A 26492-nucleotide genomic window follows, 5' to 3' on the forward strand; every position below is an offset into this window, starting at 1 on the left:
GCGTCATTTCACTTTTCTCGGAGAGCGGCGAGCCTGCAGCGCGCGGGAATCGGTGTGGACGTCCTGCTCGTTAAACGTGGGCGGGACGGGTCCGGTCAGGAGTTTTCGGAAGCCGGGTTCGGCTCGATGACCTCACCGTCGTCACCGTAGATGACGTCGTCGTCGAGGCTGGCCAGCATATTGCGGAGCTCCTCGGGGGACATGGCCTTGAGTTCGTCGGCGTCCACCAGCTGCGAGAGTACCATTCGACTTCCTTGTGCGATTAGAGATCCGGCGTTTTCAAGGGCCTCGCGAACGCTCTTCGGGCGCATGTCCGTCCAGACCCGTTCGATGTGGTCGAGGCATTCCTGGCGGGGACGCGGGCCGCCCACCGCCGTCCAGCCGTCCGGCAGTTCGCTGACGGCCGGCCAAATCGAGTACTGCTCCTCACCGTTTACCACCACTAGGTATTCGGCGTTCTCGTCGTCGAACATCAGATCAGAGGTCCCATACAGTAGTTACCGGTCAGAGAGGTGCGGGATGCGCTCTCGGTAAAGACACTGCCGGATCTTCATCTGCCGCCCGTCGTGGCGGTCCAGGAATTTCAATTCCCGAAGTTCGGCGGGATTCAAGCTAGGTCAGCCCCGCAAAAAGTGTCAAGAAACCTCGGACCGCAGCGCTTTCGGTGAACAGGCGGCTGTCCTTCTCGGGCGGTGCAGGTCAAGTGGTCAACCAGGAGTTCCCGTGCAATCCCCCTTGACCATATGGGCGGACCTGGGAATCCTCGAACACCGGCAGAAGCGCCCGGTAAGTCGCCGGAGCGCAGGACCGGAGCGATCACAGACATTACGAGCCGGACGGAAACCGTCCAAGGCCGTGCCGCCCGAGCGGATCTGTTCGCACCCCGGCCACCGCACCTTGTTCGACCGGCGCCGCGCCCCACTTGGACAGCGGCCCGCGCAGAGTCCGGCGCCCCGCCGGCGCCCGGGCGCCGCCGATGTCCTGCGCCCGAGCCCGCCCGCCGACGCGGAAGACGATAGGAGATGTCAGTGACAACGACGGCCCAACCGGTCGCTGTGGACGTGCGGACCGATCTGAGCCCGGAGGAGTTCCGTGCCGAGTACATGGGGCGCAGGCCGGTCCTGATGCGCGGCGCGGCCGCGCACATGCCCGCCGTGTCCACGTGGTCGGCCGCCCGGCTCGCCGAGGCGGCGCCCGACCAGGAGGTCCGGGTCAAGGTGGGCACGGTGTCCACGGGGCGCACGGCCGTCATCCGGCTCGCCGACTACGCCCGTCAGCTCGCCGAGTGGGAGGCCGCGGTCGCCAGGGGGGACGATGCCGGCGATCCGCCCGGCTACCTGCACGACGTGCCGCTGCTGTCGATGATCCCGGAGCTGCGCCGCGAACTGGAGCCCTTCCCGGCCGACTACTTCCCCCCGTTCTTCCGCGACCAGTGGTGGAAGTTCACGCAGTTCTTCGTCGGGCCCGCCCGTGCGGTGACCCCGCTGCACTTCGACACCCTGCTCACCCACAACCTGTTCTTCCAGATACAGGGGTCCAAGCGGTTCGTCATGGTGGCCGACGCCGAGCGCGACAAGTGCTACCCCTACAACTGGCGTTGGGCGGAGGTCGACCCGGAGGCGCCGGACCTCGAACGGCATCCGCTCTTCCGTGACGCGACGGTCATGACCTGCGACGTCGAAGCGGGTGACGTCTTCTACATGCCGCCCGGGACGCTCCACAAGGTCGTCTCTCCCGGCGCCTCGATCTCGTTCAACATCGACTGGCACGACCGCGCCAGCGCACTGCGGGGCGTCACGGCGGTGCGCGAGGGCATGCCGCTGAAGAACCTGCGCTACAACCTGCTGTTCGCGTTGGGGGTGGTCGCCGGACTGCCGCGCCGCCTCCTGATGCCCGGACTGCGCTCGTACTACTCCTACATCTCCTAGTGCTCCGACCGGAGGGCTCCACCTCTCCGGTCAGAGCACTGGCGAAGGCCGGGCCACGGCCTTGCTCCTCCTCTCATAGGGAAAGGGATTCCATGAGCATCTTTGACCAGCACGAGTCGAACGTGCGGTCCTACAGCAGGCGTTGGCCGGTCGTCTTCTCCCGCGCCACGGGCAGCCACCTGCACACCGAGGACGGCGGGCGCTGGCTCGACTTCTTCGCCGGCGCCGGCTCGCTGAACTACGGGCACAACAACCCCGTGCTCAAGCAGGCGCTGCTGGACTACGTGGCCGCGGACGGGGTCATCCACGCCCTCGACATGTTCACCACCGCACGGCACGACCTGCTGGAGACGCTGGTCGAGGTGGTGCTCCGGCCGCGCGGCATGGACCACAAGGTGATCTTCCCGGGACCCGGCGGCGCCAACGCCGTCGAGGCGGCCCTGAAGCTGGCCCGTACGGTCACCGGCCGCACCGGGATCGTGCACTTCACCAACTCCTTCCACGGCGCGACGCTCGGCGCGCTCGCGGTCACGGGCAACCCCGCGCACCGCCGCTACGCCGGCGTGCCGCTCACCGGCGCGACCCCGGTGCCGTTCGACGGACAGGACGGACACCCCACTCCGGAGTACCTGGCCCGGCTCCTGGACAACCCGGGCAGCGGGCTCGACCTGCCGGCCGCGGTGATCGTGGAGACGGTGCAGGCCGAGGGCGGCGTGAACGTGGCGAGCAACGAGTGGCTCCGTGCGCTCGCCGATCTGTGCCGACAGCACGAGATCCTGCTGATCGTCGACGACATCCAGGCGGGCTGCGGCCGGACCGGCGGCTTCTTCAGCTTCGAGGACGCGGGCATCGTGCCGGACATCATCTGCCTCTCGAAGTCGATCGGCGGATACGGGCTGCCGCTCGCGCTGACCCTGGTCCGGCCGGAGCTGGACGTGTGGAAGCCGGGAGCCCACAGCGGCACGTTCCGCGGCGTGAACCCGGCGTTCGTCACGGCGACGAAGGCGCTCTCGACGTACTGGCGCGACGACGTGCTGGAGAAGTCCACGCGTGTGCGGGGCGAGTGGGTCGGCAACGCGCTGGCGGACATCGCCGGTGCCCACCCCGGCGCCGGTCTGTCGACCCGCGGCCGCGGCCTCATGCAGGGCCTGGTGGTCGGCGCGGGACTGGCCGACGCGGTGGCCGACGAGGCGTTCACGCGGGGTCTGCTGGTGGAGACCGCAGGTCCCAGGGACGAGGTCGTCAAGCTGCTGCCGCCGCTGACGGCCACCGACGCGGAACTGGCCGAGGGGATCGAGATCCTCGAACAGTCGGTACGCGTGGTGCTCGAACGCGCCGCATAGGGAACGTGGTCATGGCCGCACCGGAACTCAGCCCGTCAGTGATCCGAGACAGGAATCCGCTTGTGAACTCGCAGTACATCGACCCGATGCGTGCCCTGCCGCACGCCCCGACCCGAGGGGTGGCACGCTGATGGCGGAGGGGAAGGGCAGCGGCAGGCGGCGCGCCCTCGCCGAGGCGCTGGCACCGCTCGCGCTGCGGGAGTTCCGCATCCTGTGGACCGGTCAGGCCGTGTCGGCCGCCGGCGGCGGGATGACGAAGGTGGCCCTGATCTTCGCCGTGCTGGCGGTGGACGGGTCGGTCACGGACATCGGCCTGGTGATGACCGCGCAGGTCCTCACCCAGGTCCTGTTCACGCTGGCCGGCGGGGTGTGGGCGGACCGGCTGCGCCGCCAGTTCCTGATGCTGACGTCCGACCTGATCCGCGCCGCCACGCAACTGGTGCTGGCCGTGCTCCTGCTGACCGATGCCGCCCAGGTGTGGCACCTGGCGGCCGGCGCCGCGGTCTTCGGAGGCGCGCAGGCGTTCTTCGGCCCGGCGTCCAGGGGGCTGATGGCGGAGATCACGCCGCCCGAGCTGCTGCAACGCAGCAACGCACTGATGTCGTTCAGCACCAGCGCCTCCACGGTGCTGAGCCCGGCGCTGGCCGGTGTGCTGATCGCGCTGTGGGGGCCGGGGCTCGTGCTGGCCATGGACGCCGTCACGTTCATCGTGAGCGCCGTGTCGCTGGCGATGCTGCGGCTCCCTCCGCGCACGATCCCCGCGCCCGAGTCGTTCTGGCGGGACCTGGGCACCGGCTGGCGCGAGTTCGCCGTACGGCGGTGGCTGTGGCTCAACCTGATGGTGCACATGCTGCAGAACCTCGCCGTCGCGGCGTACTACGTCCTGGGCCCCGCCATCGCCAACGATTCGCTCGGCGGGCCCTCGGCCTGGGGCGTCATCGTCGCGGGGTTCGCGTGCGGCGCCCTCGTGGGCGGGTTCGTGGCGCTGCGGCTGGAGCCCAGCCGGCCGTTGATCGTCGGCAACCTCGCGCTGGCCCTGACCGCGCTGCCGCTGCTTTCCCTCGCGGTGCCGATGCCGCTGTGGGCCGTGGTGGGCGCGGCGTTCCTCAGCGGAGCGGCGACCCTGTTCCTCGACGCCCTGTGGCAGGCGTCGATGCAGCAGCTGATCCCCGCGGAGGTGATGTCGCGGGTCGAGTCCTACGACTGGCTGTTCTCCACCATCGCCGCCCCGCTCGGCCTCGCCCTGGTCGGCCCGCTGGCCGCCCAGAACGGGCAGACCCAGACCCTGCTGATCGCCGCCGCGATGATCGTCATCCCGTGCGCTCTCACTCCGCTGGTGCCCGGCATCCGTGCGGTCCGGCGCGAGCCGGACGGCCGTATCACGGGCCCCACCCCCAGCCCGGCGGCGAATCCGCAGAAGCCCGCACACGTCTGAGCCGACGAACGAGGAACCATGACCAACGGACAGGACGCATGGATACGCCGGTACCGGGCGGCGCCCGAGGCCCCGGTGCAGGTGGTGTGCCTGCCGCACGCCGGCGGGACCGCGAGCTACTTCCGGCCGATGGCGAAGGGGCTGTTCCCCGCGGCGGAGGTGCTGGCGGTGCAGTACCCCGGCCGGCAGGACCGCATCGGCGAACCGTGCATCACCGACTTCGAGGAACTGATCGAGCGCACGTTCGCCGCGGTGCGCTCCGCGACGGACAGACCGGTGGCGCTGTTCGGACACAGCATGGGGGCGCTGCTGGCCTTCGAGGTGGCCGGACGGCTGGAGGCCTGCGGAGCGGCGCCGACGGCGCTGTTCGCATCCGGAGCGCGGCCCCCCGGCCTGCCGCTGGACAGGTCCGGCCACACGGCGACCGACGACGAGCTGATCGCCGAACTCGCCGCGCTGGACGGTACCGACGAGCGGTTGCTGCAGAACGAGGACATGCGCGTGATGGTGCTGTCCGCGCTGCGCGCGGACTACCGGATGCTGGAGTCCCGCCGGCCCCACGGCTCAGCGGTGGCGTGCCCGGTCGTGTCCCTGACCGGGGACGCGGACCCCGTCGTGTCGGTCGGCGAGGCGGGCGGGTGGGCGGACCACACCACCGGCCCCTTCGACCTGCACGTCTTTCCCGGTGGCCACTTCTACCTCGGTGACCACTGGGCCGGTGTGAGCGCGGCGATCACGCAGCGGCTCGGGCGGCCCGCACCGGTACGGGCGGGATGACGGACGCGGGCCGGGAGGCCGGTCGGCCTCAGGGCCCGACCGGCCACGCGGCCGGGGCGGCGATCTCCAGTACCGCGCCACCGAAGGCGAACCCGGTGGAGTCGCCCATCATGACGACCCGGTCGCCGACCTCGACGGCCCCCGTCTCCAACAGGTGGGTCAGCCCGACGAACGGGTCGCCGCCACTGATGAGGTGGCCGATCGTGCGGCCCAGTCCCCACGTGGTGCGCTCGTCGTCGATGCCGAACTCGGCGTAGAGGTCACGGTCGACCAGGAACCGGCCGGAGTAGGGCAGGAGCCAGTGCCTGACGTCCTCCGGCCCGGTCTCCGCGTCGGCGAGCACGGCCCGCAGGCAGTCGCGCTTGGCCTCGGTCATCGTCCGCATCATCGACACGACGCGCCTGCGCTGCGCCGTGCGGTACGCCTGCTGGTCGTCGAAGCGGCCGGGGTCCAGCGGGGTGAGCCTGCTGAGCCTGCCGTCGCCCACGATCTCGGTGGAAAGGAGCCGTGCGACACCGGACCCGCGGGCCAGGACCATGGCGGTCGCGCCGTCACCGGCGACGGCGCCCTGGTCCTCGCGATAACGGTCCACCTGCCGTCCGTACTTGTCCGCCGAGGTCAGCACGGCCGCACCGCCGGCGGACACGTACATCGCGCCGAGCTCCAGCGAGGCGATCGCGCTGTTGCAGCCCTGCCGCAGCCCGAGGGCCCGGGCCCGTCCGTCGTGGGCCATGCCCTGTACGTAGGAGGCCGGCTCGGCGACTCCCTCCGGTCCCTGTTCGTCGACGTAGGCGTGGACGAACACGCCGATGTCGGCGTGGTCGACGGCGGACCGGGCGATGGCGGTGCGGGCGGCCTCGACGGCCATGTCGGCGGCGCAGCCGGAGCCCGCGACCGATATCGACTCGTAGCCGTGCGCCTCACGGACGGCCGGGTCGTACCGGCCGGCCGCCACCGCGTCCTGCACCGGCTCCCGGTCCCCGAGGACCACCGCAGTGGACCGGACATACACATCGTCCCAACGCACGAGACAACCTCCTGGAGCCTTAGGGGTGCTGAGAGTGAATGAGCCCGACCGTAACGATCTCCACGCAGCACCGGCAACGCTCGTGCCGGACGAGGTCCGTGACACCGCAGCGCGCCGGGCGCGCCTGGTCACGGCCTCGGAAGCGGCCCCGGAGGCCGCCTCGTCACGCCCTTCCGGCCCGTGTTCACGCACCTCGTGCGTGCCTTCACCGACCGGTGACGCTGTGGATACGATCCCGCGACGAACCGGGCCTGAAGGAGCGGGAATCGACCGCACCGTGCCCCGTGGGGTGCCCGAACGACCTGAACCGGAGAGGAACACCACCGTGACAGCCGCCGTGCTGCCCAACGTAGAGACCGTGGATGTCGCGGGGGTCGGCTTCGGTCCCGCCAACCTCGCCCTGGCGATCGCGCTCCAGGAGTCCGGGGCGCCGGTCACCATGGCCTTCCACGAGCGGCAGGCGAGCTTCGGCTGGCACACCGGCATGCTGATCGAAGGCGCCACCATGCAGGTCTCCTTCCTCAAGGACCTGGCGACGATGCGCAACCCCGGCAGCCGCTACACGTTCCTCGCCTACCTGCACGCCCACGGCAGGATGCCGGCCTTCATCAACAGCAAGATGCTGTACCCGTACCGGATCGAGTTCCACGACTACCTCGGCTGGTCCGCCGCGCAGTTCGACGCCCACACGTCCTACGGCTCGACCGTCGTGGACATCAGCCCGGTCCAGGGCCCCGACGGTCACGTCGACCTCCTCGACATCACCACGCAGGACGCCGACGGGAACCGGCACGTCCAGCGGGCACGCAACGTGGTGATCGGCACCGGGATGGTCCCCCACCTGCCCCCCGGCGTGACCGCCTCGGCCCGGATCCGCCACAGCTCCCAGCTGCTCACCCACGACTTCGGCACCCCCCGCCACGGCCGGTACCTCGTCGTCGGGGCCGGGCAGAGCGCCGCCGAGTGCGCCGACTACCTCCACCGCACCCACGGCGACGCGGCCGTGCACGCCGTCCACTCGCGCTACGGCTACAGCGTCGCGGACGACAGTCCCTTCGCGAACGCCATCTTCGACCCGGCAGCCGTCGACGACTTCTACCGGGCGCCGGACCAGACCAAGGAGGCGCTGCTCGCCCACCACGGCAACACCAACTACGCCGTGGTCGATCTGGACCTGAGCCAGGAGCTGTACCGGCGCGTCTACCTGGAGGAGGTGCAGGGCAGCCCGCGGCTGCACGTCCACCGGGTCTCGCGGCTGCGCTCCTGCACGGAGACCGCCGACGGCGTCGAGGCGGAGGTGGAGTCGCTGGTCACCGGTGAGGTGACGCGACTGATGGTGGACGGCGTCGTCTACGCCACCGGCTACCGGCCGGCGGATCCCCTGCCCCTGCTCGGCGACCTGGCCGACGAGTGCAAGAAGGACGACAGCGGCCGCCTGTACGTGGACCGCGACTACCGCGTCCGCACCTCGGACTCGCTGCGCTGCGGCATCTACCTGCACGGTGCCGGCACCGAGGCCAGCCACGGCCTGAGCGCAGGACTCCTTTCCAACACCGCGGTCCGCGCCGGCGAGATCGTGGAATCGATACTCCGCCAGAACTGACCCGGAGAGACACAGTGTTCGTTCCACCGAAGTACCGGGTCACCGAGCCCGGCCAGCTGCACGACATCATCCGGCAGAACCCCATGGGCATGCTGGTGAGCAACGGCCCCACCACGCCGTTCACCACCCTCCTGCCGATCATCCACCCCCCGCGCGACGACGAGCCCGAGTCCTTCTCCGGCTTCTCGCTGCTCGGCCACCTCAACCGGGCCAACCCGCACTGGCGGGCACTGGCCGGGGGCGGCCCCGCGAGCCTCGTCTTCAGCGGCCCCCACAGCTACGTCACCCCGGCCCTGTACGACACGTCGGTGGCCGCACCCACCTGGAACTACGTCACGGCCGAGCTGACCGGCGAACTGGTGCCCCTGCCCGCGGGCGAGGAGACCCTGGAGGTCGTCCGGCGCACCGCCGAACTGTTCGAGCACCGGTTCGGCAAGGGCTGGGAGTCCGCCGGGTCGGTCGACTACTTCCGGAGCATCGTGAGCGGGGTCGGCGCCTTCCGGTTCGACGTGACCTCCTCGCGGGCCCTGGTCAAGCTCAGCCAGGAGAAGAGCCCCGCGGTACGCGCCCGGGTGGCCCGGAGCATGCTCGACGACGCAGACGCAACCCGTCGCGCGCTCGGCGCCCACATGTGCCGGGTCGGGCGGGCGGAGCCGGCGCCGGGCCCCGCCCTGTGGGGTGGGACCGCACGGCCGGAGTGCCTCCTGGAGGGGCTGGTCCGCACCGTGGCGGAACGCCCCGACGAGCTCGCCCTGGTCGACGGGTCCACCCGGCTGACCTACGCGGAGCTGTGGGCCTGGGTCGCCGAGCTCGCCGCGACGCTCGGCCGCAACGGGGTCGAACCCGGCACCCGCGTCGCGGTGACCGGCGGGCGCAGTGCGCGCACCGTCGCCGCCCTGCTCGCCACCGTCGCGGTCGGTGCGACCTACGTTCCGCTGGACGCGTCGTACCCGGTGAACCGGCTCACGTTCATGCTGCGGGACAGCGGCGCGAGCCTGCTGCTGCACGACGGGCCGCCGCCGATCGCGGACGCGACGGCGACCCTTGCCATCGAGGACCCCTCGGGAGCCGGGGCCGGCGACTTCCGGCCGGTCGCCTGCCGGCCCGACCTGCCGGTGTACGTCATCTACACCTCCGGCTCGACCGGCAGGCCCAAGGGCGTGACGATCCAGCACAGCGTCCTGGACAACATGGCGACCTGGCAGCGCACCGACTCCGTCCGGCCCGACCTGCGGACGGCGCAGTTCGCGCCGCTGAACTTCGACGTCTGCTTCCAGGAGATCCTGGGAACGCTGTGCGGCGGCGGCACCCTCGTCATCGCCCCCGAGACGCTGCGGCGCGATCCGTTCGCCTTCCTGACCTGGCTGGCCGAACAGCGCATCGAGCGCCTGTTCCTCCCCTACGTCGCCCTGCACATGCTCGCGGTCGCGGCCTCGGCGCAGGACGGCGGACCGGACCTGTCGCTGCTGGAGGTGAACACGGCCGGGGAGCAGCTGCTGACCACGCCCCCGATCCGGGCCCTGTTCGAGGCGCTGCCCCGGGCCCGGCTCGGCAACCACTACGGACAGAGCGAGTCCGCGATGGTCAGCTCGTACGTCCTGCCCGCCGACCCCGGCACCTGGCCGCTGCTGCCGCCCATCGGCCGGCCGCTGCCCGGCTGCGAGCTGCTGGTGGATCCCACCGACCCGGACGACCCGACCGTCGGCGAACTGCTCGTCGCGGGCGCCCCGGTCTCGCTGGGCTATCTCGACCGGCCGGAGCTCAACGCCGAACGCTTCGTGACCGTCGAACGTACCCCGCACGGGCACACCGAGGCCTTCCGCACCGGCGACCTCGTGCGGGTCGAGGGCGACCTCGTGTACTTCCTCAGCAGGCTCGACCACGACGTGAAGATCCGCGGCATCCGCGTCAACCTGCTGGAGGTCGAGGCGTGCCTGTTGCAGCAGCCGGGCGTCGCCACCGCGGTCTGCGTGGCCCTGGAGCCGGTCCCCGGCTCACGTCAGCTCCGGGCGGCCGTGACCCTGCACCCGGACGTGGAGGAGCCCGGCGATCTCCGCGCCGCGCTCGCCGACCTGCTGCCCGAGGCATCGGTACCCGCCTCGGTGACCGTACTGACCGGACTGCCGCGGACCCCGAGCGGCAAGATCGACCGTGACTCGGTCGCCGAGTCCCTGGCGAGCGGAGGCCACCGATGACGACCGGACCACTCACCGGCGGGACCACCGAGGCCGGGACCACCGCGGCCGACGCCGCCGGGCCGTACCCGGCGCGCATCGCGGAGCTCTGGTCGGCGGCGCTCGGCACGCCGGTCACCGCGGCCGGCCACGACTTCTTCGCGGACGGCGGGGACTCCTTCCAGGCCGCGCTCGCGACCGCGACGGTGCGCCGGGAGTGGGGGTTGGAGATCACCGTCCAACTGCTCATCGACCACCCCGTGCTGCGGGAGTACGCGGAGCGGGTGGCGCGGCTCGTGGACGAGCGGTGACGGCTCCCACGGCACCGGACGCGCTGATGGTCCTGGACTACCCGGGGCGCCGGCCGGAGGCTCCGGTCACCGCCCTGGGGCTCGACGGCATGGTCGCGCTCCTGGCGGACCCGCTGCCCGTCGAGGGAACCGGCCCCGCGTACGCGGCCCGGCTCGACGACGGCCCCGGGCCGGTGCTGGCGTACTGCGCCGCCTCGGCCATCGCGGTCCACCTCGCCCGCCGGTCCGGGCACCCGCGCCCCCTGGTCCTCTTCGACCCGATGCCGACCACCGACGACGACGTCGCCCGCGGTTACGCCGACGCGGTCGCGCAGGTGCCGGGGGGCTCCGAGCCACCCGTGCCGTTCGGGGAACTGCCGGCCGCGCCGGAGGCGTTCCTGCGGGCCGTCCGCCAGGACCTCGCGCGGCGTGCGGAGGCGGCCCTGCGGGCGCAGGGCCTGGACGACGAGGTGACCGCCGGGCCGGTGGCGCACTTCACCCGGCAGCACCTGTCCTACCTCGCCTACCTGCTGGCGGCGAGGGGCGCCCTGCCCAGGGAGCCCGTCGGACCGGTGCTCCAGGTCCTGTCCCGCGACCACCCCGACCACGGGGACTGGCTCCCCGAGGGGCCGCTGACGACGCTGCGCGTCGACTGCGACCGGGCCGGGCTCACGGCCCACGAGACGACCAGGACCGGCGTGGTGTCGTTCCTGTCCGCGACAACGAGGAGGCAACACGCATGACGGGTGAAGAGCTGCGGACCGAGGTCCGGACGATCTGGCAGGACGTGCTGGGGACCGACGTGGACGACGACACCGACTTCTTCGGTGCGGGAGGCCACTCGTTCGCCGCGCTGCGCATCATCGCGGTGGTCAACGACCGGCACGGGACGTCGGCGCCGGTGAAGGTGCTGTTCGACAACCCCCGGTTCGCCGACTTCGTCGCGGCCCTGGACGAGCAGCCCGAACTCAGCCGCCAGGGCTGACGGTCCCGCTGTCCCGCCGTCCCGCCGTCCCGCGGGCCGGTCGAGCACGCATGTGATCAGTGGTCCGCGGGCGGCCTTGCTGCTTGCATGGACCCATGACCACTGAACTCTCCGCCGGCTACGACATATCCACCGACGTGGACCGGCTCGACCGTGCACTCGTTCACCGGTGGCTCTCCCAGGACGCGTACTGGGCCCTGGGCCGGTCCCGGGAGAAGCAGGACACGGCCATCGACTTCTCCTTGAACTTCGGCGTCTACGACAGCACCACCGGGGCGCAGGTCGGTTACGCCCGTGTCGTCACCGACCGGGCCACGTTCGCCTGGCTGTGCGACGTGTTCATCGCGCCCGACAGCAGGGGGAAGGGCCTGGGGCACGCCCTCGCCGGTGCCGTCTGCGCGCACCTCGCACCCTTCGGACTGCGTCGCACGGCGCTGGCGACGGCCGATGCCCACGCGATCTACGCCAAGGAAGGCTTCGTGCGGCTGGAGCAGCCGGAGAACTGGATGGTGCTGGGCGCGCAGTAGGCCCCGTGGCGGCCCCGTACGACCACGCGACCACACGGCCGGTCCCGCGATCGCGGGGCCGCAACCACTGACCACCGAGAAGCAGGGGGCTTCCTTGTCCGTTTCGTTGACGGTCGACTTGTTGGATTCGGCGCTGTACGCGGACGGGAACCCGTACGAGGTGTGGCGGGCGATGCGGGAGGCCGGACCCGTCCACCACCAGGTGGCGAAGTCCGGGGCGCGGCACTGGGCCGTGGTCGGGCACGAGGCCGGCAAGCAGGTGCTGACCGACTGGCGGGTCTTCACCTCCACCCGTGGCACGACACTGCGCGAGAGCGACAACTCCGCCCCGTACCCCGGTGCGGGGAAGATGCCCGTCCTCACCGATCCGCCCCGGCACACCGAGCTGCGCAGGGCCGTCGCCCCGCTGTTCACACCACGTGCCGTGGAGAAGCTGGGTGCGCTCGGCCGTGAGGTGGCGGGTGCGCTCCTGGCCGACCTGAGGGAACGGGGCGGCGGCGACTTCGTCACCGATGTCGCCGCGCGGTTCCCCCTCGCGGTGCAGGCCGAGATCCTGGGCATCGCCCCCGACGACATCCCGCTGGTCCTGGACGCCACGGGCCGCTCCGCGGACGAGACCGGAGACGGCGCCACCGGCCACCACGACGTCATGGCGTACTACCTGAAGGCGCTGGGCACCCGGCGGGGGGACGCCGGCCGGGACCTGGTCGGCACCCTGTTGCAGGCCCGCACGGCCGGCCTGCCGCTGTCGGACGAGGAGATCGTCCTGACCTGTGACAACATCGTGGTGGCAGCGACCCAGACCGCTCAACACGCCGCCAGTGGAGCTCTGTTGGCCCTGCTGGAGCACCCGGACGCGTGGCGGGCGCTGCGCGCGGGACGGGTCGACCCGGACTGCGCCATCGACGAACTGCTGCGTTTCACCGCACCGGCCACGCACGTGATGCGCACCGCGGTGTGCGACACCGAGCTCGCCGGTACCGCGATCCGCGCCGGCGACGCGGTGGCGGTGTGGATCCCCTCCGCCAACCGCGACGGAAGCGTCTTCGCCGACCCGGACGAGCTGGTCCTGGACCGTCGTCCCAACCCGCACCTGAGTCTCGGTGCGGGCATGCACTTCTGCCTCGGCGGTCCCATGGTCCGTGTGCTGCTGCGGGCACTGCTGGAGGACCTGATCGGGGCCGGGACGTCCCTGGCACTCGCGAACCCGCCCGTCCGCAAGTCCGGCGCGGTGGCCAACGGACTGCGCTCCCTGCCGGTGACGGTCGTCCCCGCCTGACCGGACCGTCACGAAAGCGCGCGCGCAAGGGTGCCACCCGTGCCGTGAGCGTGCCCCGACCACCCTAGGAACCCACCGTGAACAGCGAACTCCTCGTCTCCGACGCGATCCACTTCCGTGTCGACTACGAGATCAACCCCTACATGGACACCGGGGTCCAGCCCGACACCGCGGCGGCGCTCGCCGAGCACCAGGCGATCGTCGCCGCGCACCTCGCCGCGGGCCGCAAGGTCGAGTACGTGCCGTCCGCGCCGGAGTGTCCGGACATGGTGTTCACCGCCAACGCCGCCGTGGTCCGCGGCCACCGCGCCGTCCTGGGCCGCCCGCCGGCCCAGCGGGCGGCCGAGATCCCCTACTTCCGGGAGTGGCTGTCGGGCCGGGGCTACGAGGTCGTCGAGGCACCCTACGCGTTCAGCGGTCAGGGCGATGCGCTGGCCTGCGGTGAGCTGCTGCTGACCGGACACGGCCAGCGCACCGACGAGCGGATGCTCGGCGTGCTGGCCCGGGAGCTGGACTACGAGGTGGTGCCGCTGCGCACGGTGAGCTCCCGCTGGTACGACCTCGACCTGGCCGTCGGCGTCATCGGCCCGGACACGCTGGCGTACTGCCCGCAGGCCCTCGACGCGGCCGGCCAGCGGACCCTGCGCGGGCTCGGGGTCGACCTGATCGAGGTGTCCGTCGAAGAAGCGGCGCGGTTCGCCCTGAACCTCGTCAGTGACGGGACCACCGTGACCATGGCTCAGGACGCACCGCGCCTGGCCGCCGCACTGCGCGACCGTGGTCTGCGGGTGGTCACACTCGACACGACCCAGCTGGCGAAGGGCGGCGGCGGTATCCGCTGCACCGCCCTCACCCTGGACAACCCGCCGGCCGGACGGCCGTCGGACGGCTGAGCGCGGCGCCGCCGGTCCGCCCCGCATCGTGAGCGCCACGTGAGAGAGCCCCCGCCGACACCCGGCGGGGGCTCTCTCACGTGCCGCTCACGGCCCGCGTCCGCTCAGAAGTCCCACCCCTCGCCGTCCTCGGCCGGGGCCTCGGCGGCCCGCTCGGCGAAGGCGTGGCCGGCCATCCCGGCGGCCAGCGTGGTTCCGTCGGCCGGGTCGATGATCAGGAAGGAGCCGGTGCGGCGGGAATCGGCGTAGTCGTCGATGGGCAGCGGCTCGGCGGTACGGATCACCACCTGCCCGATGTCGTTGGCGCGGAGCGAGCCGGGCGCCGCGTCGTGCGACAGGTCGTCCAGCGTGAGCCGGGACGGGATCTCCCTGACGATCGCCTTGACCGTGCGGGTGGCGTGCTTGACCAGGACCCGGGCTCCCGGTGCGAGTGGCCGGTCCGCGACGTGGCAGACGGTGGCCGCGATGTCCTGGGTGACGGCCGGCACGCAGGCGGTCGGAGCGATGAGGTCGCCGCGGGAGACGTCGAGGTGACCGGCCAGGTGCAGCGTCACCGACTGCGGCGCCCAGGCGACGTCGACGTCCTCACCCAGCCGTTCGATGCCGGTGACCGTCGTCGTCCGGCCCGACGGCTGGACGGTGACCTCCTGGTGGACGTGGAAGGAGCCGACGGCGATCTGCCCGGCGTAGCCGCGGTAGTCGGGGTGCTCGGGGGTCTGCGGGCGGATGACGTACTGCACCGGGAAGCGGGCCGGGGAACCGGCGGCCTCGTGGCTGACCGGGACGTTCTCCAGGTGCTCCAGCACGGTGGGGCCGCCGTACCAGTCCATGTGCGCGGACGGCTCCACGACATTGTCGCCGGCCAGGGCCGAGATCGGGATCGCGGTGACCTCGGACACGCCGAGCCGCGCCGCATAGGCGGTGAACTCCTCGGCGATGGCGGCGAAGACGGATTCCTGGTAGCCGACGAGGTCCATCTTGTTGACGGCGAGGACCACGTGCGGGACGCGCAGGAGTGCGGCGACGGCCGCGTGCCGGCGGGTCTGTTCGATGACGCCGTTGCGGGCGTCGACGAGGACCACGGCCAGGTCGGCGGTGGAGGCGCCGGTGACCATGTTCCGGGTGTACTGCACGTGCCCGGGGGTGTCGGCGAGGATGAACCGGCGGCGTGCGGTGGCGAAGTAGCGGTAGGCGACGTCGATGGTGATGCCCTGTTCCCGCTCGGCCCGCAGGCCGTCGGTGAGCAGTGCGAGGTCGGGGGCGTCCTGGCCGCGCTGGGCGGAGACGGCCTCGACGGCCTCCATCTGGTCGGTCAGGACCGACTTGGAGTCGTGCAGCAGGCGGCCCACCAGGGTGGACTTGCCGTCGTCGACGGAGCCGGCGGTCGCGAAGCGCAGCAGGGTGGTGGCCGCGAGGTCGTCGAGTCCGGCGACCTGTTCGGTGGTGCTGGTCATGTCTAGAAGTACCCTTCGCGCTTGCGGTCTTCCATCGCGGCTTCGGACATCTTGTCGTCGGCGCGGGTCGCGCCCCGTTCGGTGAGGCGGGAGACGGCGATCTCGGCGATCACGGCGTCGAGTGTGGTGGCGTCGGAGTCGACGGCGCCGGTGCAGGACATGTCGCCGACGGTCCGGTAGCGGATGAGACGCGTTTCGGGTGTCTCGTTCTCCTTCGGGCCGCCCCATTCGCCGGCCGTGAGCCACATGCCGTTGCGCTGGAAGACCTCGCGCTGGTGGGCGAAGTAGATCTCCGGGAGTTCGATGCCCTCGCGGGCGATGTACTGCCAGACGTCCAGTTCGGTCCAGTTGGAGAGGGGGAAGACGCGGACGTGTTCGCCGGGGGCGTGGCGGCCGTTGTAGAGCTGCCAGAGTTCGGGGCGCTGGCGGCGCGGGTCCCACTGGGAGAACTCGTCGCGGAGGGAGAACACGCGTTCCTTGGCGCGGGCCTTCTCCTCGTCGCGGCGGCCGCCGCCGAAGACGGCGTCGAACTTCAGCTGCTGGATCGCCTCCGTGAGGGGGACGGTCTGCAGGGGGTTGCGGGTGCCGTCGGGGCGCTCGCGCAGCTTGCCGGCGTCGATGTAGTCCTGGACGGACGCCACGTGCAGGCGCAGCCCGTGCCGGGCGACGGTGCGGTCGCGGTACTCCAGCACCTCGGGGAAGTTGTGCCCGGTGTCGACGTGCAGCAGCGTGAACGGCACCGGCGCCGGCGCGAACGCCTTGAGCGCCAGGTGCAGCATGACGATGGAGTCCTTGCCGCCGGAGAACAGGATCACCGGCTTCTCGAACTCGCCCGCCACCTCACGGAAGATGTGCACGGCCTCCGACTCAAGGGCGTCGAGGTGGCTGAGCGCCCATGCACCGGCCACCCCCTCGGCCACTGCGGTCGATGACGTCATGCGATGCCCCTTCTCTTCAGCAGATCCAGCAGTGCCTGTGCCGATTCGTCCACGCTCTGCCGGTGCGCCGCGATCCGGAGGTCCGGATCGGTCGGCGGTTCGTACGGATCGTCCACGCCGGTCAGCCCGGTCAGCTCACCGGCGGCCTGCTTGGCGTACAGACCCTTCACGTCGCGACCGGAGCACACCTGTACGGGCGTGGCGACGTGCACCTCCAGGTACGGGGTTCCGGACGCCTCGTGGCGCCGGCGCACCGCATCCCTGCTCTCCTCGTAGGGGGCGATGACCGGAACGAGGACCAGCACGCCGTGCGAGGACAGCAGTTCGGCGACGAAGCCGATCCGCTGCACGTTCGTGTGGCGGTCCTCGCGGGTGAAGCCCAGTCCTGCGGAGAGGAACGCGCGGATCTCGTCCCCGTCGAGCACCTCCACCCGCCGCCCGGCCGCGCGCAGCCGTCCGGCTGCCGCGGCCGCGACGGTGGTCTTGCCCGCACTCGGCAGGCCGGTGAGCCAGACAGTGGCGCCGCTCTCCCGCGGCCCGGAGCGAACCATGATCGGTTCAACCTCTTTCCCACTCGGTGATTTCGGTCGGCAGGCAGCCGGTGTGCCGGGTGCGGCGCACCCGGCACACCGGCCGTTCATGACGCGGGGGCGGAGGAGGTCAGACCTTCTCCGCGAACCGGCCCACCTTGTCGATGACGTCCTCGCCGTACAGGCGCAGGGCCTGCTGGAGCGCGAACTCGGACATGTAGCGGCGGAACGCGTCCACCGGTTCCTCGGCCAGGTTCAGCATCCGGCGGTTGGGTACGACGGCGGGGCCGCCCAGCCGGTCGACGGCCCGGGCGAGGGCCGCGTCGACCTCCTCCGGTTCCACGACCTCGTCGACCAGCAGCCGGGCGTCCGGCTCGGTGGCCCGGATCCGGCGGCCTTGCAGAATGACCTGCCGGGCGATCCGCGGTCCGGTGTGCCGGCCGAGCCTGAAGTTGCCGGCCCCGGGCACGATGCCCTCCCGGGCGGCCGGAAGGCTGAGATAGGCGTCCGACGCCGCCAGCACGTGGTCGAAGGCGAGCAGCAGCTGTGTGCCGCCGCCGATGGCGAACGTCTCCACGGCCGCCACCCACGGCTTCTCGATCGTGCGGGCATACCAGGGCGCGTCCTCGGACCGTACCCCCCGCACGAGCTTGTGGATGTAGCCGAGCTCGCGCCGCAGCAGGAACCCGACCAGCGAAATGTCCCCGGCGTGCAGGCTCTTGAGGTTGATCCCCGCGCTGAACACGCGTCGGCCCCGGTACCGCGGGTGCGTCATCGTGCCGCCGCGCAGCACACCGACCTTCACCTGCGGATCGAGGAGCGCCAGGTCGACGACGGTCTCCATGTCGTCGACCTGCTGGTCGTCCTCGGCGTTCAGGCAGTCGTCGCGGCACATCGTGAGATACGCCGCGCCGTCCCTCCGCTCCAACCGGACCGACTCCGTCTCGACGACGCCCGTGCGCAGGAACTGCGGCAGCAGGTCCAGCGCCCGGGGGGTGGGCGCGAGCATCGTGTCGAGCAGGTGCGAACCTGCCTGCGGCGCCCCCAGGACGGCCCGCAGGAAGATTCCCTGGTCCACCTCGTGGCCCTCCTTGTCCGCCTGCCGCCGGGCGCGGTCGGCCGCGAGCTGCCCGGCCGTCGGCACCAGCGCGGGGTACTCGGCCGCGGCGGCCTCAAGGAGTTCCGCGATCCGCAGCCCCTGGGTGCGACCGGCCGTGAGGTGGTCGTACACCGCATCGGCATGCGCGTCGAGGAAGGACGTCCGCAGCGTCCGCGCGGCGTTCTTCGCCGCGTCGAGCTCCGTGCGCTGCGCGGGCAGCCGGGAGCCGGGCTGCGGGAGCGCGGAAACCAGTTCCTCGACGCGGGCGGCCGCCTCCTGCAACGCCGGCCAGACCGGCACGCTCACGAGGCCTCCGCAACGGGTCGGCGCAGCAGACGGTCGCACGCCGCGAGGTGCGGGCCGAGGGCGTCCTCGAAGCTCGTCGTGGCGGCGTCGAAGAGGAGCTGCCGGCGGATGGCGATCTCCTTGCCGGCCAGCCCGCCCACCAGTTCTGCCACCGCCGCGAGCGCCTGTGCCGGGTCTTCGGCCAGCTCGTCGGCGAGACCGAGCTCCACCGCCTCGGCGGCCCCTATGGGCAGCCCGAACAGCAGCGCGCGGCGCACCCGTGCGGCCCCGGCCAGCTGGACGAGCCGGTAGCCGGCCATGCCGGGCCAGGTCGCGGTGCCGTCGGCCGGCACCAGCAGTCGGGTACCGGGCGTGACCACCCGGATGTCACAGGCCAGGAAGGCGTCCAGGGCCGCGCCGCCGCAGTCGCCCGTGGCGACCGCCACGGTGGCGCGCGGCAGCCGTTCGAGCCGGCGCACCGCCCGTTCCCACTTGCTGACCTTCATCACGTCGAGGCCGCCGGTCCAGCCTTCGGCCGGGGCGCCGCCGACCTCCACCGTGACGACACCCGGGCCGGGCCGGTCCTCGGCCGCGTCGCAGACCGTCTGGACGGCCTTCACCGTCGCCGCCGACGGCGGCTCGGTGCCGTCGATCACCAGGGTCAGCACTTCTTCCATGACTTCCTCCGCATTCACCACTGCACCAGCGCCGTTTCGATCGTTGAGCCGGGCCCCATGGTCATCAGCACCCCGTACTCACCGGGCCGGGCGACTCCCTCGTCCAGGAGACGTTCGTACGAGAACAGGAACGAGCCGCTCGACACGTTCCCGTGGTCACGCAGCACACCGACGGTGTGCCGGACGTCGTGCCGGGTCAGCCCGAGGTTGACCACGACGGCGTCGATGACCTTCTTGCCGCCGGAGTGCACCAGCCAGTGGGCGATGTCGCTGCGGCGCAGTCCGGTGTCCGCCAGCAGCCTGTCCACGACCAGCTCGGCATGCGCGCCGACCACGTAGGGGACCTGCGGGTCCAGGAAGAAGCTGAAGCGGTTCTGCTCGCGGTCCCAGTCGTAGCGCATCGCGTCGACGGCCTCGGGGATGATGCAGCTGGCGAACTTCAGGATGCGCGGGCCCTCGGGGACCGTCACCTCGTCCGGGGCGGCGCCGGACCGGATGGCGAGCGCGGCGGCGCCGTCACCGAAGAGGCTGTTGACGACGGCCGTCCGCATCGTGGCGTCCATGGCGTAGGCGGCGGAGCAGGCCTCCACGCACAGCACCACGGCGAGCTCGCCGGGGTGGGCGGCGGCCCAGCCGGAGACCACGCCGAGGGCGTTGAGACCCGCGTTGCAGCCCATGCCGACGATGTCGGAACGGCTGCAGTGCCGGTCGATCCCGAGCTCCTTGATGAGCAGGGCGCTCAGTCCCGGCGTGAGCAGCCCGGTGGAGGTCACACAGCACAGGTGGCGCAGATCGGAGAGCTCGGCCCCGGCGCGCTTGAGACACGCCTGCAGTGCCTCGGCTCCCATTTCGAGGGCCTTGGCCTTGTGCTTGTCGAGGAGGACGCCCTGCGGCTCGTGGACGCGGCCGCCGAGGCCGTCCGGCGCGGGAAGGGTCAGATTGCGCCGCTCGATGGCGCTGTTGAGGAAGACCGAACGGATCCTGGGGTCGGTGATCTCGAAGGCGTCGAGCACCTCCTGCTGGGTGTACGAGGTGGGTGTCACCGCCGTACCCACGCCCAGGACACGGGGCTGAAGCTCGGTGGCCAGGGTCATCGGAACGTCCACCCCCAGGTACGCGGCTTGCTCCGCGGTTGTCGTTTCCGCATCGGTCCGGACACGTGCACGTCCTCTCTCACTGGGAATTGCCTTGCCTGCACAGCCGGTCAGAGCGCCTCGCACTGCGCCTCGACGAAGCGCGCAAGCCGCGCGGCGCCCTCCTCGATCTCGGCGCGCGTCAGGTAGCTGGTGGAAAGCCGGATGCCGTGGTGGCCTCCGGCGCCGGGATGGAAGTGCGTCAGCGGGGTCCAGAGCACCCCGAAGTCCTTGGCCGACGTGATCAGCCGCGCGTCGTCCACCCGGAACGGGACCCGCATGGTGAGGAAGAAGCCACCGGTCGGCTCGTTCCAGCTCACGCCGAGTGCTTCGCGGCGTTCGGCGGGCAGCCGGGCGTCGAGCTGACGCAGCATCTCGCGCATCGCCTCGCCGTAGTGGGCCGCCGCCTCGGCGTTCAGTTGCGACAGCCGGCCCTGGGCGCCGAGCAGCGCGCCGGCCACGGCCGCCTGGCTCAGCGACGAGGTGTTGACCGTCACCATGCTCTTGATCTTGGCCAGCTCGTCGGCCAGCAGGTGTTCCCCACCCGCGGGGTCACGGACGCGCTGGTCCGCTACGACGAAACCGACCCGCGCTCCGGGAAAGACCGTCTTGGAGTACGAGCCCAGGTGCACCACGCGGCGCGACCGGTCCCGGGACTTCAGGGTCGGCAGCGGCGTGCCGGGGCTCACCTGCCGGTACGGACTGTCCTCCAGCACCAGGAAGTCGTAGCGCTCGGCGAGCTCCAGGAGCTTCTCGCGTGCCTCGGGTCCCATGGTGGTGCCGGACGGGTTGGAGTGGTCGGGGACCACGTAGAACGCCCGGGGGCGGCGGCCCTGCGCCAGCTCCGCCAGCACGGCGGACTCCAGATCGGAGGGATCGAAGCCGTCCTCGCGTTCCTCCACCGGGCGTACGGCGATGTCGAGCAGCCGGGCGGCGCCGGTGATGCCGACGTAGCAGGGGCTGGAGACCAGCAGGACGTCGTCGGGACCGGCGAACAGTGCGCGCAGCACCAGGAACATGGCCTCCTGCGCGCCGACGGTGACCACGATGGACTCGGCCGGCACGTCGGTGTCCTCGTCCGCCCGGAGGGAGTCGGCGATGACGCCGCGGATCAGCCCGGCGGTCGGCCCGTACTGGTACAGCGCCGTCCGGACGTCCTGCGCCGAGGCGCCCTGCTCCGCCAGATGGTCCAGATATCGGCGGATGCAGGCGAACACCTGCTCGCTGTCGAAGAAACCGTCGTAGGGCCGTCCGGGGGCGAATGAAATCGCGTCGGGATAGCGGTGGGTGATTTCATTCAGGAAGTTCATGGTGTCCAGCACCGGCTCGGAAAGACTGCCGTGCAGCTCTTCCATTTCCAGTCGATCCCGCGATCGGGGATGGGTGGAAACGGTGATTCCTGGCATTGAATTCCCCCGGACACCATGGAGTTAAGGCTTTCTGGAAGCCTCAGCATCACACGATGGTTCGTGCCCCGACAATGCTGTCCAAGTGTTTACCGGGCGCCGTCCGTATTTTCCGGACCATTGTGAATTGCATTGGCTTCCGGCATTGATCCGTGAACCGGTGGTCAGCCCGTCGGGGCCAGGGGACGGGGCGCGGACACCCGCTGTCCGGGATCGGCCACGGCGGCCGTGAGCAGGGAGACGAAGAGGTCACGGATCCGCTCGACCGTCGAGGCGTCGAACAGGGCGGTGTCGTACTCGACGTAGCCGGTGGCGCCCACCGGACGGCGCCGATCGTCGTACTGCTCGGTGATGCTGAGGAGCAGGTCGAACTTCGACGTCGACGTGGCCTCCTCGACGACCGACACCTCCAGGCCGGGCACGGTGAACTCGTAACCGCTGACGTTCTGCAGGACGAGCATGACCTGGAAGAGCGGATGCCGGGACAGGGAACGGCCCGGGTTGACGGCCGCCACCACCTGCTCGAAGGGCACGTCCTGGTGGGAGTAGGCGGCGAGGTCGGTCTCCCGCACCCTGGCGAGCAGCTCGCCGAAGGACGGGTCTCCGGACAGGTCGGTCCGCAGGACGACCGTGTTGACGAAGAAACCGACGAGGTCCTCCAGCGCGGTGTTCCCGCGCCCCGCCACCACGCTGCCCAGGAGGATGTCGTCTCCGGCGCCCAGCCGGTGCAGCGCTGCCGCCAGTGCGGCCTGGAGCACCATGAAGGGCGTGGTGTCGCTGCCGCGGGCCAGCTCGACGACGGACGTGAGGAGCTCGGCGTCGAGCCGCAGCGGCAGTGCCGCGCCCCGGTGGGTGCTGTCCGCGGGGCGCGGACGGTCGAAGGGCAGGGCGATCTCGTCCGGTGCCCCCTCCAGGGCGTCCTTCCAGTACGCGAGCTGGCGCCCGGCGAGGCTGTCGGGGGACCCGGGGTCGCCGAGGAGCGTGTGCTGCCACAGGGTGTAGTCCGCGTACTGCACGGGAAGTTCGGTCCAGGCGGGGGCCCTGCCCGCGCGCCTGGCCGCGTAGGCGGACGCCAGGTCGCGGCTGAGCGGCGCCTTGGACCAGCCGTCCGAAGCGATGTGGTGCAGCGTCAGCAACAGGACGTGCTCCCGCGCGGCCCACGTGAACAGTTCGGCACGCAGGGACGGATCGGCCCTGAGGTCGAACGGCCGGCTGCCGGCCTCGCGCACCGCGGCGTCGAGGTCCGCCTCGTCGACTTCCGTGACGGGCAGGGTGAGCCGCAGTTCGTCCGGACCGAGCACCACCTGGTACGGCTCGCCCTGCGCCTCGCCCACGACGGTGCGCAGGCTCTCGTGCCGGACGATCACGTCCCGGACCGCCTCGCGCAGCGCGTCCCGGTCCAGGTCGCCCGTCAGCCGCAGGACGACGGGCAGGTTGTACAGGGAGGAAGGGCCGCCCCACTGCTCCAGGAACCACATGCGGTGCTGGGCGGTGGACAGCGGGACGCGGGCCGGACGCTCCTGCCGGGCGAGCACCGGCCGCCGGCTGCCGGGATCCTGCGCGCGCAGCACCGGGAGCAGCGCGGCGACCGTGGGGGCGCCGAAGAAGAGGCGGACGGACACATCCGTGTCGAAGGCGCTCCGGATCCTGCCGATCAGCCGGGTGACGAGGAGGGAGTGACCGCCGAGGTCGAAGAAGCTGTCGTCGATGCCGACCCGGGTGGTGCCGAGGACCTCGGCGAAGAGCGCGCACAGCTTCTCCTCGTCCGGGGTGCGCGGAGCGCGGTAGGCGCCCGCCGCCGTGAACTCCGGTGCGGGCAGCGCCCGGTAGTCGACCTTGCCGTTCGGCGTGAGGGGGAAGGCGTCCAGGGCGACGAACGCGGCAGGGACCATGTACGCGGGCAGCGAGGCTCCGGCGTGGCCGCGCAGCGCGCCCGTGTCGACGGGCCCGTCACCGACGAGGTAGGCCACCAGGGTCTTGTCACCGTTGGTCTCGCGGGCCGTGACCACGACCTGGGAAACCCCGGGGAACGTCGACAGGACGGTCTCGATCTCGCCGGGTTCGACGCGGAAGCCGCGGATCTTGACCTGGTCGTCGGTCCGGCCGAGGAACTCGATCAGGCCTTCCGGATTGCGGCACACGATGTCGCCGGTGCGGTACATGCGGCTGCCGGCCGGTCCGTGGGGGTCGGCGACGAAGCGCTCGGCGGTGAGACCGGGCCGGTGGAGGTACCCGCGGGCCAGGCCGGTCCCGGCGATGTACAGCTCACCGGGGGTGCCGACGGGCACCGGGGCCAGCTGCCCGTCCAGGACGTACGTGCGCGTGCCGTCCAGCGGGCGGCCCATGGGGACCCGGTCGGCGACCTGGGCCGCGTCGGTGAAGGCGTGGTGGGTGGCGTACAGCGTGGTCTCGGTGGGACCGTACGTGGCGCGCACCACGGTGCCGGGGCAGGCCCGCAGTACCCGTCGCACCGCGACCGGGGAGATGACGTCGCCGCCCGTGGACACCTCGCGCAGGCCGTGGAAGGTCTCCGGGGCCGTCTCGGCGATGGTGCGGAACAGGCCGGCGGGCATCTCCAGACTGGTGATCTCCTCGGATTCGAACAGCTCCCGCAGCCGGGCCGCGGACACGTCGTCGGCTGCGGCGATCACCGAGGTGCCACCGCGCAGCAGCGGCATCCACAGGCCGTGCAGGGATGCGTCGAACGCGTACGGGACGATCATCAGGACCCGCTCGTGGTGTCCCGTGGCGAACATGGAGTCGTCCACCAGGTCCAGAACGTCCCGGTGGGTGACCGCGACGCCCTTGGGGAGTCCGGTGGAGCCGGACGTGAACATCACGTAGGCCAGCTGCCCCGGCTCGCACACCGCTGCCACCGGCCCGGGCGCGGCCTCGTAGAGCTCGGGGTCGTCCACGCGCACCACGGTGAAATCGCCCGCGGGACTGGTCCGTGCAGCCATCACCGCATCGGTGAGCAGGATCCCCGCCCCCGTCCGGCGGATGATCCATTCGGCCCGCTCAGTCGGGAAACCGGGGTGCAGGGGCACGTAGCAGCCACCGGCCTTGAGGACTCCCAGGAACGCCACGAGGACGTCCACGGTGCGGTCGGTGAGTACCGCGACCGGCGTCTCCCGGGACACCCCGAGGCCGATGAGGACGTGCGCCAGCGCATCGGAGCGCCGGTCCAGCTCCCGGTACGTCAGCCGGCGGCCGGCGGAACGCACCGCCACCGCGTCCGGAGTGCGACCGGCGTGCTCTCGGAACCGCCCGTGAAGGGAAAGCGAATCACGCATCTGGTGCGACTCCACATCGTGTGCAAGGCGGCGGCCGGAAGCGTCGCAGCAGAGGCGAGCGCGGCTCCGATCCGGCCGGGAAAAGAAGACGGCGCGACGGGAGGCGAATTCCGGGGCGGTGCCCGGACCGTTTCGTCGCCCGAGCTGGAATGGCCTTTCCCCGGACACGGGTCACCGATGGCCGAAGAGTCCCGGTGACGTCCGCCACGAGATCACGGCCGGATTTTCGGTGTCAACGCACCATTGAGCGCGTCGAGTTGCACATCGGGCGGATGGCCGGTCGCGCGGGTCGCAGCTCGCGCGCCGGCCCGGGGTGTGCCTGCTGTCCAAGCGAATTCCGGAACCAGTTGGACAGCAGGCCCGCACCCCTGCGGTGTCACTCGACGCGAGCGGGCAGGAACCCCTGCTGGATGGCGAGCACGCCCGCCTGGAAACGGCTCCGCGCGCCCAGGTGGGTCATGAGGCTGGACGTGATGCGGCGAGCGGTGCGCGGTGACACCGCCAGGCGCGTCGCGATGGCCTCGTCGGTGAGGCCGAGCGCCAGGAGTCTGAGCGCCTCGGCCTGCTGGCAGGTCAGCTCTCCAGGAGCCGGCTGCACCGGTGCTTCGAGCTGATCGGCAGCCTGCCACACACTGTCGAACAGGGTGAGCAGCGCGGTGACCATCCCCGGTGAGCTGACTTGAACGGCGCCCGCGCCGGTATCGTCGGCGTCGGAGGCGATCATCGCCAGTTTCCGGTCGTAGATGATCATCCGGTTGGGCAGGGACGGGACGGTGCGCACCTCACATCCCTGTTCGGTCAGCCAGTGTGCGTGTTCCATGGTCGGCCGGTCGTTGCGGATGCTGTTCAGGTAGACCGTGCGCATCTGTACGCCACGCCGGAGCAGCTGCTGGTTGAGGGGCCGGGACGCCTGCATGTTCTCCGGCTTCTGCGGGCCGCCGGGCGCGAAGGTGAGCAGCTCCTCGGCCACCTGCCCGTTGAGGATCTTCAGGTGGTCGCGGATGGCGTCCAGCCCCACGAGGTACTTGACCTCGGCCCCGTCGGTGCCGCCGGACTGGCGTCCGTCGTAGTCCAGGATGAATCGGGCGGCAGCGGCCTGCGCGGCCTCCAACCTCTGTGTGTGCCGGGCCAGTTCGGAGCGCTGCTCGGCGATCAGGATCTCCATCCCCACGTGCGGACTGACCGCGTGCAGGTGGTGGGGTGATTCGATCGAGGCGCGGACGAGTGCCAGCTCGCTCAGGCGGTCGAGGGCGCTCCGGACGACGTGCTCCGGGAGGGCCAGGCGGGCGCAGATATCGGCTACGCCTTGCGTTCGGTCCAGCAGGGCGACGTAGACGGACTCGATGACGGGGTCCAGGCCGAGTGAGCTCAGTGAACTCGGATGGCCCGGCTGTTTTGCGTCTGTGTCGACCATGC

The 26492-nt window shown here is 71.4% G+C and carries 23 protein-coding genes; 12 read left to right on the top strand and 11 right to left on the bottom strand.

The genetic code is table 11. From position 1 onward, the window contains the following. Window positions 1-95: 95 nt before the first annotated feature. A complete protein-coding gene (locus DEJ51_RS35740) occupies window positions 96-473 on the bottom strand; it encodes an MbtH family protein (RefSeq protein WP_150258377.1) in 378 nt (125 codons plus the stop codon). A 588-nt stretch (window positions 474-1061) separates the two neighbouring features. On the opposite strand from DEJ51_RS35740, the gene DEJ51_RS17185 reads away from it, so the two are divergent. From DEJ51_RS17185 to DEJ51_RS17200, 4 genes are all read left to right on the top strand, one after another. Beyond that, window positions 1062-1928: a cupin-like domain-containing protein gene (locus DEJ51_RS17185; protein ID WP_223835846.1), complete on the top strand. Its 867-nt coding sequence runs from the start codon at window positions 1062-1064 to the stop codon at window positions 1926-1928. A 92-nt stretch (window positions 1929-2020) separates the two neighbouring features. Continuing rightward, window positions 2021-3271, top strand: coding sequence for a diaminobutyrate--2-oxoglutarate transaminase (gene ectB / locus DEJ51_RS17190; protein ID WP_150258379.1), 1251 nt, complete (start codon window positions 2021-2023; stop codon window positions 3269-3271). 130 nt (window positions 3272-3401) lie between these two features. Next, window positions 3402-4706, top strand: a complete 1305-nt coding sequence (locus DEJ51_RS17195; RefSeq protein ID WP_150258380.1) for an MFS transporter — start codon at window positions 3402-3404, stop codon at window positions 4704-4706. Between the two features lie 18 nt (window positions 4707-4724). Further along, on the top strand, window positions 4725-5483 hold the full coding sequence (locus DEJ51_RS17200) for a thioesterase II family protein (protein ID WP_150258381.1): 759 nt from the start codon (window positions 4725-4727) through the stop codon (window positions 5481-5483). A 28-nt stretch (window positions 5484-5511) separates the two neighbouring features. Here DEJ51_RS17200 and DEJ51_RS17205 read toward each other — a convergent pair whose 3' ends face one another. After that, the gene (locus tag DEJ51_RS17205; RefSeq protein ID WP_150258382.1) at window positions 5512-6510 is read right to left on the bottom strand and encodes a ketoacyl-ACP synthase III family protein; all 999 of its coding nucleotides are present in this window, start codon (window positions 6508-6510) and stop codon (window positions 5512-5514) included. A 325-nt stretch (window positions 6511-6835) separates the two neighbouring features. Here DEJ51_RS17205 and DEJ51_RS17210 point away from each other — a divergent pair, with 325 nt between their 5' ends. The 8 genes from DEJ51_RS17210 (at window position 6836) to DEJ51_RS17245 (ending at window position 14261) form a co-directional block, all read left to right on the top strand. Next, on the top strand, window positions 6836-8113 hold the full coding sequence (locus tag DEJ51_RS17210; protein WP_223835847.1) for a lysine N(6)-hydroxylase/L-ornithine N(5)-oxygenase family protein: 1278 nt from the start codon (window positions 6836-6838) through the stop codon (window positions 8111-8113). Window positions 8114-8127: 14 nt separating this feature from the next. After that, window positions 8128-10308 carry an AMP-binding protein gene (locus tag DEJ51_RS17215; protein ID WP_190620442.1) on the top strand — a complete coding sequence of 727 codons (2181 nt, stop codon included), beginning with the start codon at window positions 8128-8130 and terminating at the stop codon, window positions 10306-10308. Continuing rightward, entirely contained in the window at window positions 10305-10598 is a 294-nt protein-coding gene (locus DEJ51_RS17220) for a phosphopantetheine-binding protein (RefSeq protein WP_150258384.1), read from the top strand. The genes DEJ51_RS17215 and DEJ51_RS17220 overlap by 4 nt, the downstream gene beginning before the upstream one ends. Further along, on the top strand, window positions 10595-11320 hold the full coding sequence (locus DEJ51_RS17225; RefSeq protein ID WP_150258385.1) for a hypothetical protein: 726 nt from the start codon (window positions 10595-10597) through the stop codon (window positions 11318-11320). Before DEJ51_RS17220 ends, DEJ51_RS17225 begins: the two co-directional genes overlap by 4 nt. After that, window positions 11317-11562: a phosphopantetheine-binding protein gene (locus tag DEJ51_RS17230; RefSeq protein WP_150258386.1), complete on the top strand. Its 246-nt coding sequence runs from the start codon at window positions 11317-11319 to the stop codon at window positions 11560-11562. Before DEJ51_RS17225 ends, DEJ51_RS17230 begins: the two co-directional genes overlap by 4 nt. A gap of 95 nt (window positions 11563-11657) precedes the next feature. Further along, window positions 11658-12089 (top strand): GNAT family N-acetyltransferase, encoded by a 432-nt coding sequence (locus tag DEJ51_RS17235; RefSeq protein WP_150258387.1) that lies wholly within the window; start codon window positions 11658-11660, stop codon window positions 12087-12089. A 94-nt stretch (window positions 12090-12183) separates the two neighbouring features. Next, window positions 12184-13368 carry a cytochrome P450 gene (locus DEJ51_RS17240; RefSeq protein ID WP_150258388.1) on the top strand — a complete coding sequence of 395 codons (1185 nt, stop codon included), beginning with the start codon at window positions 12184-12186 and terminating at the stop codon, window positions 13366-13368. A gap of 77 nt (window positions 13369-13445) precedes the next feature. Next, window positions 13446-14261: a dimethylarginine dimethylaminohydrolase family protein gene (locus tag DEJ51_RS17245; protein ID WP_150258389.1), complete on the top strand. Its 816-nt coding sequence runs from the start codon at window positions 13446-13448 to the stop codon at window positions 14259-14261. 104 nt (window positions 14262-14365) lie between these two features. On the opposite strand, the gene DEJ51_RS17250 is transcribed toward DEJ51_RS17245, so the two are convergent. From DEJ51_RS17250 to DEJ51_RS17290, 9 genes are all read right to left on the bottom strand, one after another. Further along, window positions 14366-15715, bottom strand: coding sequence for a sulfate adenylyltransferase subunit 1 (locus DEJ51_RS17250; RefSeq protein ID WP_150258390.1), 1350 nt, complete (start codon window positions 15713-15715; stop codon window positions 14366-14368). A 2-nt stretch (window positions 15716-15717) separates the two neighbouring features. Further along, entirely contained in the window at window positions 15718-16653 is a 936-nt protein-coding gene (gene cysD / locus DEJ51_RS17255) for a sulfate adenylyltransferase subunit CysD (RefSeq protein ID WP_150258391.1), read from the bottom strand. Further along, window positions 16650-17204: an adenylyl-sulfate kinase gene (gene cysC, locus DEJ51_RS17260; protein ID WP_150258392.1), complete on the bottom strand. Its 555-nt coding sequence runs from the start codon at window positions 17202-17204 to the stop codon at window positions 16650-16652. The genes cysD and cysC overlap by 4 nt, the downstream gene beginning before the upstream one ends. Window positions 17205-17313: 109 nt before the next feature. After that, on the bottom strand, window positions 17314-18588 hold the full coding sequence (gene dpgC, locus DEJ51_RS17265; RefSeq protein ID WP_150258393.1) for a (3,5-dihydroxyphenyl)acetyl-CoA 1,2-dioxygenase DpgC: 1275 nt from the start codon (window positions 18586-18588) through the stop codon (window positions 17314-17316). Further along, the gene (dpgB, locus tag DEJ51_RS17270) at window positions 18585-19244 is read right to left on the bottom strand and encodes an enoyl-CoA-hydratase DpgB (protein ID WP_150258394.1); all 660 of its coding nucleotides are present in this window, start codon (window positions 19242-19244) and stop codon (window positions 18585-18587) included. Before dpgB ends, dpgC begins: the two co-directional genes overlap by 4 nt. Before the next feature lie 14 nt (window positions 19245-19258). Beyond that, a complete protein-coding gene (gene dpgA, locus DEJ51_RS17275) occupies window positions 19259-20338 on the bottom strand; it encodes a 3,5-dihydroxyphenylacetyl-CoA synthase DpgA (RefSeq protein ID WP_150258395.1) in 1080 nt (359 codons plus the stop codon). Between the two features lie 110 nt (window positions 20339-20448). After that, on the bottom strand, window positions 20449-21732 hold the full coding sequence (locus DEJ51_RS17280) for a PLP-dependent aminotransferase family protein (protein WP_223835848.1): 1284 nt from the start codon (window positions 21730-21732) through the stop codon (window positions 20449-20451). Between the two features lie 215 nt (window positions 21733-21947). Then, on the bottom strand, window positions 21948-25076 hold the full coding sequence (locus DEJ51_RS17285; RefSeq protein WP_150258396.1) for a non-ribosomal peptide synthetase: 3129 nt from the start codon (window positions 25074-25076) through the stop codon (window positions 21948-21950). Between the two features lie 376 nt (window positions 25077-25452). Continuing rightward, window positions 25453-26490, bottom strand: a complete 1038-nt coding sequence (locus DEJ51_RS17290) for a helix-turn-helix transcriptional regulator (protein WP_150258397.1) — start codon at window positions 26488-26490, stop codon at window positions 25453-25455. Window positions 26491-26492: the final 2 nt, after the last annotated feature.

The sequence above is a fragment of the Streptomyces venezuelae genome, from assembly GCF_008642275.1.
Taxonomy (GTDB): Bacteria; Actinomycetota; Actinomycetes; order Streptomycetales; family Streptomycetaceae; genus Streptomyces; species Streptomyces venezuelae_E.

Excerpts from the sequence above, each read along its gene's own strand:
- DEJ51_RS35740 (WP_150258377.1), bottom strand. The coding sequence starts at position 473 with ATGTTCGACGACGAGAACGCCGAATACCTAGTGGTGGTAAACGGTGAG.
- ectB (WP_150258379.1), top strand. The coding sequence starts at position 2,021 with ATGAGCATCTTTGACCAGCACGAGTCGAACGTGCGGTCCTACAGCAGG.
- DEJ51_RS17195 (WP_150258380.1), top strand. The coding sequence starts at position 3,402 with ATGGCGGAGGGGAAGGGCAGCGGCAGGCGGCGCGCCCTCGCCGAGGCG.
- DEJ51_RS17200 (WP_150258381.1), top strand. The coding sequence starts at position 4,725 with ATGACCAACGGACAGGACGCATGGATACGCCGGTACCGGGCGGCGCCC.
- DEJ51_RS17220 (WP_150258384.1), top strand. The coding sequence starts at position 10,305 with ATGACGACCGGACCACTCACCGGCGGGACCACCGAGGCCGGGACCACC.
- DEJ51_RS17230 (WP_150258386.1), top strand. The coding sequence starts at position 11,317 with ATGACGGGTGAAGAGCTGCGGACCGAGGTCCGGACGATCTGGCAGGAC.
- DEJ51_RS17235 (WP_150258387.1), top strand. The coding sequence starts at position 11,658 with ATGACCACTGAACTCTCCGCCGGCTACGACATATCCACCGACGTGGAC.
- DEJ51_RS17250 (WP_150258390.1), bottom strand. The coding sequence starts at position 15,715 with ATGACCAGCACCACCGAACAGGTCGCCGGACTCGACGACCTCGCGGCC.
- cysD (WP_150258391.1), bottom strand. The coding sequence starts at position 16,653 with ATGACGTCATCGACCGCAGTGGCCGAGGGGGTGGCCGGTGCATGGGCG.
- cysC (WP_150258392.1), bottom strand. The coding sequence starts at position 17,204 with ATGGTTCGCTCCGGGCCGCGGGAGAGCGGCGCCACTGTCTGGCTCACC.
- dpgB (WP_150258394.1), bottom strand. The coding sequence starts at position 19,244 with ATGGAAGAAGTGCTGACCCTGGTGATCGACGGCACCGAGCCGCCGTCG.
- dpgA (WP_150258395.1), bottom strand. The coding sequence starts at position 20,338 with ATGACCCTGGCCACCGAGCTTCAGCCCCGTGTCCTGGGCGTGGGTACG.
- DEJ51_RS17280 (WP_223835848.1), bottom strand. The coding sequence starts at position 21,732 with ATGGAAGAGCTGCACGGCAGTCTTTCCGAGCCGGTGCTGGACACCATG.
- DEJ51_RS17285 (WP_150258396.1), bottom strand. The coding sequence starts at position 25,076 with ATGCGTGATTCGCTTTCCCTTCACGGGCGGTTCCGAGAGCACGCCGGT.
- DEJ51_RS17290 (WP_150258397.1), bottom strand. The coding sequence starts at position 26,490 with ATGGTCGACACAGACGCAAAACAGCCGGGCCATCCGAGTTCACTGAGC.